The sequence below is a fragment of the Acidovorax sp. M2(2025) genome, assembly GCF_049330835.1.
Lineage (GTDB): Bacteria > Pseudomonadota > Gammaproteobacteria > Burkholderiales > Burkholderiaceae_C > Acidovorax.
Window position 1 is genome coordinate 1,513,984 of record NZ_CP186262.1, and the last position, 15,941, is coordinate 1,529,924.

General features: G+C 68.2%; 11 protein-coding genes. 5 read left to right on the top strand and 6 right to left on the bottom strand.

Annotated features, from left to right (window positions below; translation table 11 throughout):
• Window positions 1–132 precede the first annotated feature (132 nt).
• From ACOYR3_RS06985 to nosZ, 4 genes are all read right to left on the bottom strand, one after another.
• Window positions 133–1,077, bottom strand: a complete 945-nt coding sequence (locus ACOYR3_RS06985; protein WP_422845739.1) for an ABC transporter ATP-binding protein — start codon at window positions 1,075–1,077, stop codon at window positions 133–135.
• Window positions 1,052–2,341 (bottom strand): nitrous oxide reductase family maturation protein NosD, encoded by a 1,290-nt coding sequence (locus ACOYR3_RS06990; protein WP_422845740.1) that lies wholly within the window; start codon window positions 2,339–2,341, stop codon window positions 1,052–1,054. Before ACOYR3_RS06990 ends, ACOYR3_RS06985 begins: the two co-directional genes overlap by 26 nt.
• The gene (locus tag ACOYR3_RS06995; RefSeq protein ID WP_422845741.1) at window positions 2,341–4,962 is read right to left on the bottom strand and encodes a 4Fe-4S binding protein; all 2,622 of its coding nucleotides are present in this window, start codon (window positions 4,960–4,962) and stop codon (window positions 2,341–2,343) included. Before ACOYR3_RS06995 ends, ACOYR3_RS06990 begins: the two co-directional genes overlap by 1 nt.
• Before the next feature lie 390 nt (window positions 4,963–5,352).
• Window positions 5,353–7,281, bottom strand: coding sequence for a TAT-dependent nitrous-oxide reductase (nosZ, locus tag ACOYR3_RS07000; protein ID WP_422845742.1), 1,929 nt, complete (start codon window positions 7,279–7,281; stop codon window positions 5,353–5,355).
• A gap of 606 nt (window positions 7,282–7,887) precedes the next feature.
• Here nosZ and ACOYR3_RS07005 point away from each other — a divergent pair.
• Together ACOYR3_RS07005 and ACOYR3_RS07010 are read left to right on the top strand one after the other, a co-directional pair.
• Complete coding sequence (locus ACOYR3_RS07005; RefSeq protein ID WP_422845743.1) at window positions 7,888–8,295, top strand: c-type cytochrome; 408 nt, start codon at window positions 7,888–7,890, stop codon at window positions 8,293–8,295.
• A gap of 12 nt (window positions 8,296–8,307) precedes the next feature.
• Window positions 8,308–9,369 carry an FAD:protein FMN transferase gene (locus tag ACOYR3_RS07010; RefSeq protein ID WP_422845744.1) on the top strand — a complete coding sequence of 354 codons (1,062 nt, stop codon included), beginning with the start codon at window positions 8,308–8,310 and terminating at the stop codon, window positions 9,367–9,369.
• Window positions 9,370–9,395: 26 nt separating this feature from the next.
• Here ACOYR3_RS07010 and ACOYR3_RS07015 read toward each other — a convergent pair whose 3' ends face one another.
• On the bottom strand, window positions 9,396–10,238 hold the full coding sequence (locus ACOYR3_RS07015) for a symmetrical bis(5'-nucleosyl)-tetraphosphatase (protein WP_422845745.1): 843 nt from the start codon (window positions 10,236–10,238) through the stop codon (window positions 9,396–9,398).
• Window positions 10,239–10,663: 425 nt separating this feature from the next.
• On the opposite strand from ACOYR3_RS07015, the gene ACOYR3_RS07020 reads away from it, so the two are divergent.
• On the top strand, window positions 10,664–10,966 hold the full coding sequence (locus ACOYR3_RS07020; RefSeq protein ID WP_422845746.1) for an H-NS family nucleoid-associated regulatory protein: 303 nt from the start codon (window positions 10,664–10,666) through the stop codon (window positions 10,964–10,966).
• A 137-nt stretch (window positions 10,967–11,103) separates the two neighbouring features.
• Here ACOYR3_RS07020 and ACOYR3_RS07025 read toward each other — a convergent pair whose 3' ends face one another.
• Window positions 11,104–12,033: a helix-turn-helix domain-containing protein gene (locus tag ACOYR3_RS07025; RefSeq protein ID WP_422846538.1), complete on the bottom strand. Its 930-nt coding sequence runs from the start codon at window positions 12,031–12,033 to the stop codon at window positions 11,104–11,106.
• Between the two features lie 203 nt (window positions 12,034–12,236).
• Here ACOYR3_RS07025 and ACOYR3_RS07030 point away from each other — a divergent pair, with 203 nt between their 5' ends.
• Window positions 12,237–12,653 carry a hypothetical protein gene (locus ACOYR3_RS07030; RefSeq protein ID WP_422845747.1) on the top strand — a complete coding sequence of 139 codons (417 nt, stop codon included), beginning with the start codon at window positions 12,237–12,239 and terminating at the stop codon, window positions 12,651–12,653.
• Between the two features lie 191 nt (window positions 12,654–12,844).
• A complete protein-coding gene (locus tag ACOYR3_RS07035; RefSeq protein ID WP_422845748.1) occupies window positions 12,845–15,823 on the top strand; it encodes an aconitate hydratase in 2,979 nt (992 codons plus the stop codon).
• The last annotated feature ends 118 nt before the right edge of the window (window positions 15,824–15,941 follow it).

The window sequence follows — 15,941 nt, forward strand, 5'->3', positions numbered from 1 at the left end:
CTCCCTCTCCCCTTGCGGGAGAGGGCCGGGGAGAGGGGGCGAAGCGGGCGAAGCGTGGGCGCAGGCCCTCTCTCCCCAACCCGTCTGCCGCGAGGGGAGAAGGGCTTGTGTACTGAATCAGCGAAGCGGTGTTCATTGGTCGCGCAGCCCGAAGTACACGTCTTCCAGCGACGGTTCATGGATCTGCACATCCAACAGCCGCGTGCCCAGCGGCGCCAGCGCGCCCAGCACGGCCATCTTGGCGTCGCGCGGGCAGATGGCCGTGAGGCCGCCGGCGTGGGCTGTGGCCGTGACACCTTGCAGCGGCGCGAGGGCGAGCACGGCGGTGGGGATGTCCGCGTCGTCCAGCGCCAGTTCGATGGTCAGCGGCATGTGCGCCTGGTCGCGCAGCGCCTGCACGCTGCCCAGCGCCTGCAGCTTGCCAGCGGCCAGGATCGCCAGGCGGTCCACGCGCTCCTGCAGCTCGGCCAGGATGTGCGAGGTGATGACGATGGTCACGCCGCGCGACTGCAAGCTGCGCAGCGTGGCGTAGAAATCGCGGATGGCCTGCGGGTCCAGGCCGTTGGTGGGCTCGTCCAGCAGCAGCACCTGCGGGTCGCCCAGCAGCGCCTGCGCAAAGCCCAGGCGCTGGCGCATGCCCTTGGAGTATTCGCGCACGGCACGGCGGCCCGCGTGCGTCAGGCCCACCTGCTCCAGCAGCGCGGCGCACTGGGCCTGCGGCGCACCCTTGAGGCGCGCGAAGAACTGCAGCGTCTCCAGGCCGTTCAGGTTGTCGTACAGCACCACGTTCTCGGGCAGGTAGCCCAGGTGGCGCCGTGCGGTGCGGAAGTCGCGCCCCTGCACGCTGGTGCCGCCCACGCGGATGTCGCCCGCGGTGGCGGGCGTGAGGCCCAGGACCATCTTGAACAGCGTGCTCTTGCCCGCGCCGTTGTGGCCGATGAGGCCGAGGATTTCTCCGCGCTCGATGCGCAGGTCGATGCCGTCCACGGCGTGCAGCGCGCCGTAGCGCTTGTGCACGCCCCGCACCTCGATGGCGGCGGGCGCGGGCGGGTCAATGGGAGGAGGATTGCGGGTCACGCCAATGGCTCCGTTCAGGGTGAAAAGGTTGCATGTGGGGCTTGGGATCCACCACGGTGGGCACGCGCAGCACCGGGAACTGCTGGCCCACCAGGCGCAGCGCCTGCACGGCGGGGCTGGCCAGCAGCAGCTTGATGGCGGGGTGGCGCCAGGTCAGGCGGTCCACCATGTCGTTGGCTTCGTAGGGCACGTCGCCCACGCCGTTGCCGTCGCGGTCCCAGCCCAGGTAGTTGCTCCAGTAGTTGCCGCCCTGGGTGCCCCAACGCTCGTCGCGGGCGCCCACGTAGCGCACCTGCTCGCGGTTGCCCACGAAGTCGTTGCCCTCCACCACGTTGCGGGTGGAGCCGGCCGACAGGTGCACGCCCACGGTGTTGCGCGTGACGAGGTTGCCGCGCAGCGTGGCGTATTCCACGTCGTAGATGAAGAAGCCGCGCTGGTTCTCGGCCACCACGTTGTTCTCCACCACCGAGTCCTGCAGCGTGCGCAGCATGATGCCGTGGTCGGCGTTGCCCCAGGCGCGGTTGTTGCGCACCACCTGGTCGCGCACTTCCATCAGTGCCAGGCCGCCGCGGTTCAGGTACGTGTCGTTGTCCTCCCACAGGTTGTAGTAGGAGTTCATGTAGTGCGTGCCGTAGCGGCTGTGGTGCAGCTTGTTGCCGCGGAAGACCGCGTGGTGCGACACGTCCACATACAGCGCGTCGCGCACGAAGCTGATCTGGTTGCCCTCGATGCGGGCGCCCGTGGTGTTGTACAGCTGCACGCCATTGCCGCGCTGCGACGAGCCCACATCGCGCAGGCCGGTGATGGTGTTGTGCTCTACCCGCACGTCGTTGGCCTTCTCGATCCACAGGCCGAACAGGTTGTAGGTGAGGTCGTTGTAGCGCACCACCGCGCGGTGGGCGCCGGGCTGGATGTAGATGCCCGCGTTCTGGTCCTTGAGGCTGGTGCCCGAGTCGCGCACGATCAGGCCTTCGATCACCACGTCGGGCGCGATGACGCGGATGGTGTCGCCCTGCTGCCCGCCGCTCAAGGTGGGGCGGTCCAGGCCGCGCAGGGTGAGCGGCTTGTCGATGCGCAGCGTGCCCACGCGGTAGAAGCCGCGCTGCACCTCCACGGTGTCGCCGGGCCTGGCGGCCTGGATGGCCGCCTGCAGGTCTTGCCCGGGGGCCACCCGCACGGTGGCCGCGCCAGCGGGCAGGGCCAGCAGGCACCCCGCCAGTGCCACGCACGCGGTGAATGCCGTGAGGGCCAGGGGAGGCTTCATCACGCCAGCCCCGCCACGGCCTTGAGGGCCAGGAACAGCGCCGCGCCGATGAGCAGGTTCTTGAAGCCCACGTAGCTCAGCATGTCCATCACGCCGGCCACGCGGTAGCGGCCCTGCCACCACGGGCCGTCCTTCACGTAGCGCTTGCCCGACAGGCGGATCAGCACCTCGTACACGCTCCAGCCAAACCACCAGCCGATGATGGCGCCCGACGACAGCGTGCCCAGTGCCGCCATCACCCAGGCCACGCTGGCCGCGAGGGCCAGCGAGAAGCCCGCGATCTGCAGGCCGCGGCGCGAGGCCCAGCCTGCGCGGCTCCAGGGCCACAGGTGGTCCGCCAGCTCCAGGGCCACCCAGCGCAGGCCGGTGGCATCGGCCTTGTGCGCAGGCTGCGCCGGCGCGGTGGGCAGGCGCGGGTCCGGCCCCTGCGCGGCCTTGGCCGAGATCTGGTCGGCCACGGTGGCCGGGTGGATGGGGATGAAATAGCCGTTCTTGCCGATGGGCGTGATCTCCAGGCCGTCCTTCTCGCGGCGCTTGCGCTCCTTGGCCAGGGGCGGGCAGCCCTTGGTGTCGGTGTAGAGCACCATGCAGTCCAGGCAGTGCAGGCATTCGCGGTGGTCGATGCGGCCGTCGGCGTCGATGGCCTGGGCGCCGCACCCGGTGGCGCAGGCCTTGCAGCTGTTGCAGTCCTGCTTGCGCTTCAGGCCAAACCAGCGGAACGTGCTGGGCATGGCCAGCGACGCGCCCAGCGGGCAGATGTACTTGCAGTAGGGCCGCTCGATGAAGATCGACACGCCCAAAATGGCGGCCACGAACAGGCTGTAGGGCCAGGCGCGGTTCAGCACGCCCACCAGGAAGGTGGTCTTGAACGGCTCCACCTCGGCCAGCTTCTCGGCCGTGCCCATGGAGAACATGGACACCGCCAGCAAGCCGAAGAACACGCCGTACTTCACCCACTTGAGCCGGTCGTGCCACTTCTGCGGCAGCTGCGTCTGGAACCGCTTGAGGCCCAGGGTGCGCGCGATCTTGTAGATGCCCTCCTGCAGCGATCCGAACGGGCACATCCAGCCGCAGAACAGCCCGCGCCCGAACAGGAACACGGTGACGATGATGAAGATCCAGAACAGGAAGATGAACGGGTCGGACAGGAACAGCGACCAGGTCCACTGGAACAGCAGCGCATGGAACCAGGTCAGCACCTGCGTGATGGAGGGCTGCGCCATCTGGCTGAAGCCGATACAGCCGATGCTGATGGCCCAGAAGCTGTACTTGAAGGCGTTGACGGGCCACTTGTTCTTGTGGGTTGAGCGGCGCGTGAGCGTTTCGCGCAGCGCGTACACCACCGTCACGGCCACCAGCAGCGCGGCGAACAGTGCAATCTCCACGGCGCGGGTCTTCCACACGCGCACCCAGGGTGCGTCCGGCTCGTCGATGGTGGGGCGCCCGCCTTGCAGCAGGGCGGCGGGCAGCCAGTAGGGCGCGTCAAAGCTGGTGAAGCTGCGCGTGCCCGTGGCGCGGTCCACGCGGTTGCCCAGAAAGCTCAGCTTCCACGGATACGCGGCGGAGAACGCACTCGAGCGGATGATGAAGATGACCGACTCGTTGTAGCTGGGCGCGCCGGCGGCTTCGATGCCGTAGAGGTTGAGCGCGTCCAGGTCGCGGAAGGTGAACGCATCGGCGCCCTGGTGCACCTGCACGCGGTCGTAGATGCCGCCGCGCACAAAGCCCGAGCCCTTGAACGATTCCTTGCCGCCGGTGCGGATGATGAAGAAGGCGTGCTCACCCTCCTTGAGCTGCTGGCGCAGGTTGTGCCAGCCGTTCTCGCCCAGCACGCTTTGGCCCAGGTCGGGGTGGTTCAGGTCGCCAAACCACAGTTCGATGAACGGCTCGGGGCCCTTGTCCAGGCCCACCTGTTCGGGCTGCACGCGCAGGCGCTGCACGGTGCCTTGCTGTACCAGCTCGGCCCAGGTCAGGCGCTTGCCGGTCTCGGCATAGCGGGCGGGCTCGCGCACCGTGGGCGCCAGGATGCCCACCTGCCGCGCCACGGCCGAGCCCGAGGCCATCATGACCTGGTTCTGCGCGATGACGGTGACCGTGGCGCCCGAGATGGCATCCAGGCCGATCACGTTCTCGTCGGGCCGCGACTGGCCGACCTCGATCTTGTCCGCCACCGACTTGCCCAGGTACTGCCCGTTGAACTTGAGCAGCGCCGATTCCGGAATGCCCAGCAGCAGGATGGGTTCGGAGTGCTTGAGCACCTTCACGCCCACGAACCGGCCGTCCTTGTCCATGCCGATCAGCGTGACCACCGGCTTGCCCGAATAGGCAGGTGTGTCGGTGATGTCGGTGGACAGTATCACGTAGCCCAGCAGCTTCTTCTGGGCACCGTCGTTGTCGTAGGCCTCCACATAGGGCGGCTGGCCCTTGCGCTCGGAAAAATGCGTGGCCCCGGGGAACACGTCCTTGCAGGGCACCAGCGCGCACAGGTCGCGGGCCGTGGCCAGATCGGCAGGCAGCTCCGCCTCGTAGGCCCCCGCCGCAGCATGCGCGCGCGGCGCCAGCCAAAGAGCTGCCAACAAGACCAGAAGAAGCGTGGCGAACTGCCGACGAAGGGAGATCATGGGACTATCTTTTTGATAGCTGCTAGCGCTTGTTCCTCAAGCGCTAGCAGCCAATTTCATTCAAATATCTATCTGCTCGGCTTTGCGAAGGGGCGTCACTGAGCGTTGTGCAGGGCTTCGACAGGCTCAGCCTGAACGGGCTGGGGAGGTTTTCAACGCAATGCGCAACGAGCGCGGCCTGCGCAACTGGCGCGGCCCAGGCGAGGGCAGCCGAGCAAGGGCCGCCCCGCAGCGAGGGCTGCGTCCCCCTTCCCGGAGCGCGAAGCGCGCAGAGAGAAGGGGCTGAGGGCCGCGGCTCCAAGCCTGCCTGCGCAGGCTTGGACGGTCCCGAAGAGCTGTCGCCTCTGGCGACCAGCACCGAGCGGTCGCGCCTCAGGGGGATGCTCCGAATCAACCCTCCACGATCATCCGCGTGCGCATTTCCAAGTGCAGCGCATGGCAGAAGTGCGTGCAGTAGCACCAGAACACGCCGGGCTTGTCGGCCACAAAGCTCACCGACTTGGTCTCCAGCGGGTTCACGATGAAGTTCACGTTGTAGTTCGGGATCGCGAAGCCGTGCGTCAGGTCCTCCACCTTGTCCAGGTTGGTCAGGATCAGCGTCACCTCGTCGCCCTTCTTCAGCTTGAACTCGCGCAGGCTGAAGGCCGGGGCTTGCGAGGTCAGCTTCACCGTGACCTTCTTGCCATTGCGGAACACGCCGGACTCCTTGGGGTCCTTGACGGCCAGCGGGAACTCATCCAGCGTGTAGACCTGCTTGGGGCGCACCAGGTCGCGCTTGAAGATGATGAAGTCGTGGGGCTCGCCGCGCACCGGGTGGTCGGCCAGCAGCACCATCTTCTCGCCCGAGATGTCGATGAGCTGTTCGTTCTCGGGGTGCAGCGGGCCGGCGGGCAGGAAGCGGTCCTTGGAGAACTTGCAGCCCACCGCCAGGATCTTGCCGTCGGCGGCCCTGGTTTCGGACTGCGAGGCGTTCAAGTGGCCCGGCTGGTACTGCACGTCCAGGCGGTCCACCACGTACTTGGCGGTCTTGTCGCCGGCGTGGAACTTGATGGCGGCCTCCACGTTCCACTTCACCACCTGGCTGTCCAGGAAGAGCGTGGTGTACGCATTGCCGCGGCCGTCAAAGGCGGTGTGCAGCGGACCCAGGCCCAGCTCCACCTCGGCCACGATGGCGTCGTCCAGCTTCTCCAGCTTGCCGTCGAACCAGTCCAGCACCTTGGCCAGCTCGATCACGGTGCCGGTGGGCGAGAGCTTGCCAGCGCAGATGAAGTACTTGGCGTCGGGGCTGGCGTTCACGCCGTGCGGGTTCTTGGGCACGCTCACGTAGGCGGTGAGGGCGGTCTTGGGGTCCTTGTTGGCTTCGTGCGTGCCGTCCACCACAGGCACCTTGCTGCTGCCGATGGTCTTGAACTTGCCCGCCTTCACGGCAGCCTCGATGCGCGCCACGTTGAAGAACAGGCAGGCGTCGCGCTCGGCGGACATCATGTCCTCGTACTTCGCGCCCATCTCGGTGTTGTACTGGTTGGTGGCGGCCAGCTTGCCGTCGTACGACGTGGCGACCAGGTCGCAGTTGCCGTCGATCAGCACCTGCCAGCGCACTTCCATCGATTCCGCGTCCACGCAGCTGAACAGGGAGCGGTACTTGGTGAAGTCTTCCGAGCCGGTGTTGGGCAGGGGAATGGCGAACTCGCCGCCGCAGAACACGCGCGTGGTGTAGTTGATGGCCGGATCCACCGGGTCGGCCTTGTCGGGGAAGATGCCGTGGAAGCCCTGCACGTTGGGCAGCTTGGTGATCTTGTCGCAGATGAAATAGTCGAGGCGGATGCGCGCCACGCGGGCATTGATCTTGTCGTTGATCCAGGCGTAGCGGCCGTCGTAGTTGCCGTCCTTGTACGAGGCGTGGGTGTGGTGGGTGTCGGCCACCGTGTATTCCAGGTGGCCGTCGGGCTTGGTGCCCATCACGGCCTTGGATTCGTTGGTGATGCCCCAGCCCACCAGGGCGTCGGGTACGAAGCAGGGGATGCGCGTGATCTCGCGGCCCGAGGGCAGGCCCAGCACGCGCATGTCGCCCGTGTGGCCGCCGCTCCAGAGGCCGTAGTACGTGTCCAGCTCGCCGGGCTTGAGGTGCGGGTTGATGCTGCCCGCGGCGTGCGCGGACGCGGGGGCTGCAGGTGCGGGGGCTGCCGGGGCCGCGGCCGGTGTGGCCTTTTCCGTGCAGGCCGCAACGCCTGCGGTCAGACCCACCAGGGCAGCTGTATTGATGAAGCTGCGCCGGCCCAGTCCGGTGGGGGCAAGTTGTGGGTCTCTCTTGTCGCTCATGGTGTACCTCTTTAGGTTGGCTCAGTGAAAAAAACGGGGGGTGGTGCACGCGCCGGTGGGCGGTGCCGCATACAGGAGAGCGCGCATTGCGCGGGGCCGGAGACAAGCGCCGGCGGGGCAGTGGGTGGCGCCGCAGCGCCGGGGGCGCCGCAGGGCGGCGGCATGTCGGCCGGCAGGCACAAGGGGCAGTCCATCCCCGGCGTGTCGGCAGCCAGCAAGCCCTCGGCCGTGTGCACCAGCAGCACGGCATGGCCCGATCCCGAGCACGCCAGCTGCACTGGCCGGTGCTTCAAGAAGGGCGAGGCAACCGCCGCGCAGGTGGCCGCCAGCAACCACGCCAGCATCCACAGGCGCAGGTTTTTGGGGGCTTGCCAACGGGTTTGCATGGGTCAGATAATAGATTCACGCAATATGAATCTATTTGATGTGGATCATGTTTGAGCGGCGTGCCCCCCTGCCCAAAAGGGCGGCCAGCTCCTACAGTCGATCCATCCCATCAACAGGTCTTTTGCCGCGTTGGTGCCGGCGGGCAAGGTCCCGGGAGGCAGTTGCCTCCCCCGGGCGTTGCTGGCGCCTCTCCCCATCTCTTTGACTAGGACGAATGCAATGAACAAGACCCCCATGACCCTTGCCGCCGTGGTGCTCGCGGCCCTGCTGGCCGGCTGTGGCGACAAGCGGCCCGAGCCCGCCCCCGCCGCGGCGCCCGCCCCGGCACCCGCCGCCGCGCCAGCGCCCGCAGCACCGGCGCCCGCAGCGGAAAACGAACTGGGCAAGACCGTGTTTGGAAAGACCTGCTCCATGTGCCATGCCGCAGGCGTGGCGGGTGCGCCCAAGCCGGGCGACAAGGCCGACTGGGGCCCGCGCATCGCGCAGGGCAAGGACACGCTGTACAAGCACGCGCTCGAAGGCTTCACCGGTGCCAAGGGCATGATGCCGGCCCGCGGCGGCGGCGCCAGCCTGTCGGACGCCGAGGTCAAGGCAGCCGTCGACTACATGGTCGACAAGTCGATCTGAGCCGGAGGCCCCATGGCACAGGTCTTGTCGCGCGGCTTCAGTCCCCAGCGCCGGCGCCTGGCGATGGCGTTGCCCTTGCTGGGGGCCGGCGTGTGGAGTGCCGGCACATGGGCCGCCGCGCCGGCGGCGGAGGTGAAAGAGCCCTACTGGCGCACGTCCCGCGCGCTGATGGGTACGCAGGTGGATGTGGCGGTGGCCGGCGCCGACGGGGCCGCGCTGCGGCGTGCCACCGACCTGGCGTTTGCGCAGATGCAGCGGCTGGAGCAGCTCATGAGCCGCTACCGGCCGGACAGCGTGGTCGCCCGCATCAACCATGCAGCGGGCATCGCACCGGTGCGCGTTCCCCCGGAGGTGATGGCCGTGCTGCGCAGCGCGCAGCAGCTGGCGGCCGCCACGGGCGGGGCGTTCGATGCCACGGTGGGCGTGTTCAAGGGCTGGAGCTTTGCGCCCGGCGCCACGGCCGTGCCCACGGACCGGGAGCTGGCGCGCCAGCGTCCGCTGGTGGGCGCGCGCGGCCTGGTGCTGGACCCGCGGGCCGGCACGGCGTTCCTGGCCCGGCAGGGCATGGCGCTGGACCTGGGCGGCGTGGCCAAGCTGCCGATCCTGGAGGCCGGCATGCAGGTGCTGCGCGCCAACGGTGTTGACCACGCCTTGGTCAACGGCGGCGGCGACGTGCTCACGCTGGGGCAGTGGCAGGGCCGGCCCTGGCGCGTGGGGCTACGCGACCCGCGCGCGCCCGAGCGCCTGCTGGGCCGCGTGGAGGTCGAGGGGCCGGCCGTGGTGGCGTCGTCAGGGGACTATGAACGCTGCTTCTTCCAGGATGGCGAGCGCATGCACCACGTGCTCAACCCCCGCACCGGGCGGCCCGCCACCGGCGTGCACGGCGTGAGCCTGGTGGCGCGCGACGTCGCGGCCGTCAATGGCCTGGGCACCGCGCTGATGGTCCAGGGCCTCGCTGCGGGGCAGGCCCTGGCGCAGCGCCGGCCCGATCTGGCCCTGCTCATGGCGGGGGCGGACGGCACGCTGTGGCAGTCGGGCGCCATGGCAGCCCTGCTGCGGCCCATGGCGGGCTGACCGCGCCTTAGATCGTAGACACGTTCTTAGCCCGGCTGCTGGGCCTGCTCGCAGTGCACCTGGATGTGCTCGCGGTCGGCCAGGGTGGCGCCAAAGCGCACGGCGCTCAGGCAGCCGCCCCACACGCAGCCCGTGTCCAGGCCCAGCAGGTGGGGGCGGTTCAGCCAGCCCAGGGTGGACCAGTGCCCGAACGCCACCAGGGTGTGTGCCGTGCGTCGGCCGGGCAGGTCGAACCAGGGCAGCAGGCCCGGCGGCGCCGCACTGGCGCTTTCGGTGCTTTCAAAGTCCATCACCCCCTCGGGGGAGCAAAAGCGCAGCCGGGTGAGGGCATTCACGATCACGCGCAGGCGGTCGGCGCCCTGCAGCGCATCGCTCCACCGCGCTGGCGTGTTGCCGTACATGCTGCGCAGGAATGCCGGCAGATCGCGGCCGCGCAGCACGCCGTGCACCTCGTCCGCCAGTGCGACGGTGTCTGCGGCGGACCAGGCCGGCAGCACGCCGGCATGCACCATCAGCAGCGTCTGCCCGGCATGTTCGTGCGTGCGGGCCAGCGGCTGCTGGCGGACCCAGTCCAGCAGGGCGCTGCGGTCCGGCGCGTCGAGTACCGGCTGCAGCGTGTCGCGCCGCGACGGCGCCCGGGCGCCGTGCGCCGCGGCGAGCAGGTGCAGGTCGTGGTTGCCCAGCAGGCTGCGCAGCGCGCCGTCGTGCCGCATGCAGCGGCGCAGCACGGCGGCCGAATCCGGCCCGCGGTTGACCAGGTCCCCCAGCAGGTACACGGTGTCGCGGCTGGGAGAAAAACCCAGGGTGTCCAGCAGGCGGCCCAGGGCGCTGTCGCAGCCCTGGATGTCGCCAATGCAATAAAGAGCCATGGTGGTGGGGATGGAGGCAAAGCGGCGATTCTGCACCGTGGGCGGCGGCGCAAGGGATGCGCTGGCCGAGGTATTGCAACACCGCGCAATAGCTATAACTATTGCTGCGGTTCGGGTGCTGGTTTTGCGTTTGCGCTTTGCTCCCTCCTCCCGATCCGCAGCGCACTCTGGTCGCTCGATCTTGGGGAACCAATATGGTTCTTTCGGATCTGCATTGGCGGGGCCGCGCGATTTCACAGTCCTGCTGCATTGGCATTAACCGACCTGCTGCTTTGTTCCGGCCCAGTCCAGTGCAAAAAAGTGTGGAAAATATGTTGCCCAGGCCCGTTTCCCTGGAATTTTCAAAGAAATCCTAAAAGGCTTGTGCACGATGGGTATTGCATTCCTATAATGCGGCTTTCCTCACCCTTATTTCCTTCCAGACCATGACCAGCTACAAAGAACTATTGAAGCAGCGCGAAGCCCTTGAGCAACAAATCAACGAAGCCCGGCGCCGGGAATTGTCGGACGCTGTGAATCAGGTGCGTTCTCTGGTGGCGGAATACGGCCTGACGGCCCAGGATGTGTTCCCGGCCGGCAAGGGCGCCGGCAAGACGGGCCGCAGCTCCACCGCAGGAACCAAGGTGGCGCCCAAGTACCGCAACCCCGCCACGGGTGAGACCTGGACGGGCCGCGGCAAGGCACCCAAGTGGATTCAGAACGAAGACCGCGAGAAGTTCGCTATTTAATTCCGCTGTTACCCTCTGGTTGCACCAAAAAGCCCGCAGAAGCGGGCTTTTTTTGTGCTTGTTGAAAACCGCCCGGCGGGAAGGCCTGCAGGACGTTCGGGCTGCTTTATCCGCACCGGCTGGGCTGGCGCGGGTAATCAACGGTGTTCCGGCGGCAGCCCGCCGCCGGCGGAGGCTGGCGCGGCTGGGTCGTGCACGGCAGGGCGGTCTTCATTTTCCTGTGCCAGGGTGCGCAATACCTGGGCCGTGAATGCATCGGCGGGAAAGAACGATTCCACCGCCAGTTCCTGCAAGGTCACGTCCACCGGGGTGCCAAATATCGTGGTCGTGCTGATCAAGGACAGCATGCCGTGGGCGCTTTCAAAGCAGAACGGCATTACCACCCCCAGCATTTCTCCGGGCAAAACCAGCGGCTCGTCCGGCCCGGGCGGCCCCGGATATTGCTGCAACTCTTCGTACAGGGCCACCAGCACGGGGTCGGCGGTGGCCTGGATCTGCTGGCGCAGCCGGGCGAACAGGTGCTCGCGCCACTGCGCGAGGTTGGCGATGCGCGGGGCCAGGCCCGCGGGGTGCAGGCTCAGGCGCAGCACGTTCAGGGGCGGCGCCAGCAGCTCGGGCGCGACGTGCGCGGTGAGCAGTGCCTGGGCGGCGCGGTTGGCGGCCACCACGTTCCAGCAGCGGTCCAGGGCGACGGCAGGGCAGGGTTCATGGCCTTGCAGCACCAGTTCCACGGCCTGGCGCGCGGCGGCGAGGGCGGGGTCGTCCAGGGTGCGCTCGCGGTACATGGGCGCGTAGCCTGCGGCCACCAGCAGCGCATTGCGTTCGCGCAGCGGGATGGACAGGCGCTCGCACAGGCGCAGCACCATGTCGCGGCTGGGGTTGGTGCGGCCGGTTTCCATGAAGCTCACATGGCGGGTGGAGATCTCGGCCTCGTCGGCCAGTTCCAGCTGGCTCAGATGGCGCTGCTGGCGCCACGTGCGCAGGTGGTCTCCGAACGAGCGGGGCGCGCTGGCCGCAGCCGGGCGGTGCGGCAGGCTGCGCCGGGCCGCGTGGCTGGGCAAGGACATGGCCGCGGACGGGGCTGCGGGGGTGGAGGAGGGTGGGCTCATGGCGCTCCATCCTAGGACCAAACGGCATGCCGGCCATTACCTGCCAGGTCATCGACGGCAGGCCGGCCGGGCGCAACCATGCAGTCCTGTTCCGGTGCGCCGGACGGGTGTCCCGGTCCGGGACCGTTGTTTCTTTCAACCGTTTTCTCAAGGAGCCTGCCATGCTGTCCCTGTCCACCCTCTCTTCCCAGCCCGTGCTGCGTGCCGTGTGCTGGCTGGATGCGCTGACCGGCCTGCTGCTGGGGGCGCTGCACCTGGCGCTCGCGTCCCCGCTGGCCGACTGGCTGGGCCTGCCCGCGGGCCTGCTGCAGGCCGCAGGCCTGGCGCTGCTGGGCTATGCGGCGCTGGCGATTTCGGTGGCGCGTGCGCCCCACATGCCCAAGGGGCTGCTGTGGGCGCTGGTGCTGGGCAACTGGGCCTGGGTTGCCGGCTGCCTGGTGCTGCTGCTGGGCTCGGGCTCCCAGCCCACGGTGTGGGGCCAGGCCTATCTGCTGGTGCACGTGGCGGCGGTGGCTGCGCTGGCCGAAGTGCAGTGGATGGGCGTGCGCCGTCTGCCCGGGCTGGCCGCCGCGGCGTAGCCGGCGGGTTGCTCATTTGCTATGAAAAGAGGAGCTTCCAGCGCTTTCTGAACAAGCGCTAGAAGCCCTTTTTGCTTGCAAATGGCGATGCTCCGCAGGGGCAGCCGGTGCCGCCGGCGCCATACCCCCATGGCTTGCCGGGGCCGCGCGGGCTGACAGAATAGGCCTGTCGCGTTTCACAGGAGTTCGCCATGGCCGTACCGTCCTCGCCGCTAGCCACCCCGTCCAAAACGACCGCCGCCTCCCGCACGCCAACGCGCAGGCCCGCCGCCCACGCGTTTGCCAGCACGCTCCAGACCTTCACCACCGCATCGGGCAAGGCCGGGCAGTTCTACTCGCTGCCCGCGCTGGCCCGGCAGTTCCCCGAAATCAAGCGCCTGCCGGTGTCCATCCGCATCGTGCTCGAATCGGTGCTGCGCAACTGCGACGGCCGCAAGGTGACGCCCGAACATGTGGAGCAGCTGGCCCGCTGGGCGCCCCAGGCCGAGCGCAAGGACGAGATTCCGTTCGTGGTGTCGCGCGTGGTGCTGCAGGATTTCACCGGTGTGCCGCTGCTGGCCGACCTGGCCGCCATGCGCAGCACTGCCGCGCGGCTGGGGAAGAACCCCAAGAAGATCGAGCCGCTGGTGCCGGTGGACCTGGTGGTGGACCACTCGATCATGGTCGACCACTACGGCAAGAAGAATTCGCTGGACCTGAACATGAAGCTTGAATTCCAGCGCAACCGCGAGCGCTACGAGTTCATGAAGTGGGGCATGCAGGCGTTCGACACCTTCGGCGTGGTGCCCCCCGGCTTCGGCATCGTGCACCAGGTGAACCTGGAATACCTGGCGCGCGGCGTGCACAAGACCCGGGACAACGTCTACTACCCCGACACCCTGGTGGGCACCGACAGCCACACCACCATGATCAACGGCATCGGCGTGGTGGGCTGGGGCGTGGGCGGCATCGAGGCCGAGGCCGCCATGCTGGGCCAGCCGGTGTACTTCCTCACGCCCGACGTCGTGGGCTTCGAGCTCAAGGGCCAGTTGCGCGAGGGCGTCACCGCCACCGACCTGGTGCTCACGGTGACGGAGATCCTGCGCCAGCACAAGGTGGTGGGCAAGTTCGTGGAGTTCTTTGGCGAAGGCACGCGCACGCTGGCGCTGCCCGACCGCGCCACCATCGGCAACATGGCGCCCGAATACGGCGCCACCATGGGGTTCTTCCCGGTCGACGAGAAGACCATCGACTACTTCAAGGGCACGGGCCGCACCAAGGCCGAGATCGAGGCCTTCGAGGCCTACTTCAAGGCCCAGGGCCTGTTCGGCGTGCCGCGGGCGGGCGAGGTGGACTACTCCCAGGTCGTCACGCTGGACCTGGGGCAGGTCACCCCCAGCCTGGCTGGCCCCAAGCGCCCGCAGGACCGCATCGAGCTGGGCAAGGTGCGCGGCCAGTTCACCGACCTGTTCAGCCGCCCCGTGGCCCAGAACGGCTTCAACCGCCCGGCCGAGCTGCTGCACACGCGGCACCATGTGCGCAGCGCGGACGCACCCTTGCCCCGCCCCGCGGCGGAAAAGCCCGCGCCGGCCGGCGGCCCGCGCTTCTTGGTGGAGATGGAGCAGAACAAGCCCACGCTGGCCGCCGCCCACGCCGAGGTCACCGCCCAGCAGGCCAGCCGCACGGGCGACGTGACGATCGGCAATGGCGACGTGCTGATTGCCGCCATCACCAGCTGCACCAACACCAGCAACCCCAGCGTGCTGCTGGCCGCGGGCCTCTTGGCCAAGAAGGCAGTGGAGGCGGGGCTCAAGGTGCAGCCGCACATCAAGACGTCGCTGGCGCCCGGCTCGCGCATCGTGACGGAATACCTCACGCAGACCGGCCTGCTGCCCTACCTGGAAAAGCTGGGCTTTGCCCTGGCCGGCTACGGCTGCACCACCTGCATCGGCAACGCCGGCGACCTGGCACCCGAGCTGAACGACGCCATCACCCGCAACGACCTGGTGTGCGCGGCCGTGCTGTCGGGCAACCGCAACTTCGAGGCCCGCATCCATCCCAACCTGAAGGCCAACTTCCTGGCCAGCCCGCCGCTGGTGGTGGCCTACGCCATTGCCGGCACGGTGCTCAAGGACCTGATGACCGAACCCGTGGGCAAGGGCAAGGGTGGCCGCGACGTGTACCTGGGCGACATCTGGCCCAGCAGCGAGGAAGTGCACCAGCTCATGAAGTTCGCGATGAACGGCAAGGCCTTCCGCGACAACTACGCCAAGGTGGGCACCGAGCCCGGCAAGCTGTGGGAGAAGATCCACGGCGTGGACGGCACCACCTACACCTGGCCTGCCAGCACCTACATTGCAGAGCCGCCGTTCTTTGCCCAGTTTGCTATCGAAAATGAAGCTGCCGGCGATTATGGGGCGGGCGATGCAGGCCAAAATGATGCCAAACTGCCGTCGGTGTGCGGCGCGCGGGTGATGGCGCTGTTTGGCGACTCCATCACCACCGACCACATCTCGCCGGCCGGCTCCATCAAGGAAAGCTCGCCCGCCGGCCAGTGGCTGCTGCAGCACGGCGTGATGAAGCAGGACTTCAACAGCTACGGCGCCCGCCGCGGCAACCACGACGTGATGGTGCGCGGCACCTTTGCCAACGTGCGCATCAAGAATCTGATGATTCCGCCTCTGCCCGACGGCTCGCGCGAGGAGGGCGGCGTCACGGTGTTCCAGAACGGCGGCGCCCTGCAGGGCGAGAAGATGTTCATCTTCGACGCCGCCATGCAGTACATGGCCCAGGGCACGCCCACCGTGGTCTTTGCGGGCGAGGAATACGGCACCGGCTCCAGCCGCGACTGGGCGGCCAAGGGCACGCAGCTGCTCGGGATCAAGGCGGTGGTGGCGCGCAGCTTCGAGCGCATCCACCGCTCCAACCTGGTGGGCATGGGCGTGCTGCCGCTGCAGTTCAAGGCCGGCGAATCGTGGGAAACCCTGGGCCTCACGGGCACCGAGGTGATCGACATCTTCCCCGACCCGGCGCTCACCCCTCAGAGCGATGCCCGCCTGGTGGTGCGCCGCGCGGATGGCACCCAAGCCGAGGTGGCCGTCACCCTGCGCATCGACACCCCCATCGAGGTGGACTACTTCCGCGCCGGCGGCATCCTGCCCTTCGTGCTGCGCCAGCTGCTGCAGGGCTGAGTGGGCGGGCCCGTGCTCCGCAGGCCGGGTGGACGGCGGCCGGGCCGCCCACCCGGGTGTTTACCTGTAGTTACACTTGTGGTGGGCGGGCGATGCCTGTAGAAACCCGCTTGGCCCA

Coding starts and splice junctions, on each gene's coding strand:
- ACOYR3_RS06990 (WP_422845740.1), bottom strand. CDS start 2,341: ATGAAGCCTCCCCTGGCCCTCACGGCATTCACCGCGTGCGTGGCACTG.
- ACOYR3_RS06995 (WP_422845741.1), bottom strand. CDS start 4,962: ATGATCTCCCTTCGTCGGCAGTTCGCCACGCTTCTTCTGGTCTTGTTG.
- nosZ (WP_422845742.1), bottom strand. CDS start 7,281: ATGAGCGACAAGAGAGACCCACAACTTGCCCCCACCGGACTGGGCCGG.
- ACOYR3_RS07005 (WP_422845743.1), top strand. CDS start 7,888: ATGAACAAGACCCCCATGACCCTTGCCGCCGTGGTGCTCGCGGCCCTG.
- ACOYR3_RS07010 (WP_422845744.1), top strand. CDS start 8,308: ATGGCACAGGTCTTGTCGCGCGGCTTCAGTCCCCAGCGCCGGCGCCTG.
- ACOYR3_RS07015 (WP_422845745.1), bottom strand. CDS start 10,238: ATGGCTCTTTATTGCATTGGCGACATCCAGGGCTGCGACAGCGCCCTG.
- ACOYR3_RS07020 (WP_422845746.1), top strand. CDS start 10,664: ATGACCAGCTACAAAGAACTATTGAAGCAGCGCGAAGCCCTTGAGCAA.
- ACOYR3_RS07025 (WP_422846538.1), bottom strand. CDS start 12,033: ATGTCCTTGCCCAGCCACGCGGCCCGGCGCAGCCTGCCGCACCGCCCG.
- ACOYR3_RS07030 (WP_422845747.1), top strand. CDS start 12,237: ATGCTGTCCCTGTCCACCCTCTCTTCCCAGCCCGTGCTGCGTGCCGTG.
- ACOYR3_RS07035 (WP_422845748.1), top strand. CDS start 12,845: ATGGCCGTACCGTCCTCGCCGCTAGCCACCCCGTCCAAAACGACCGCC.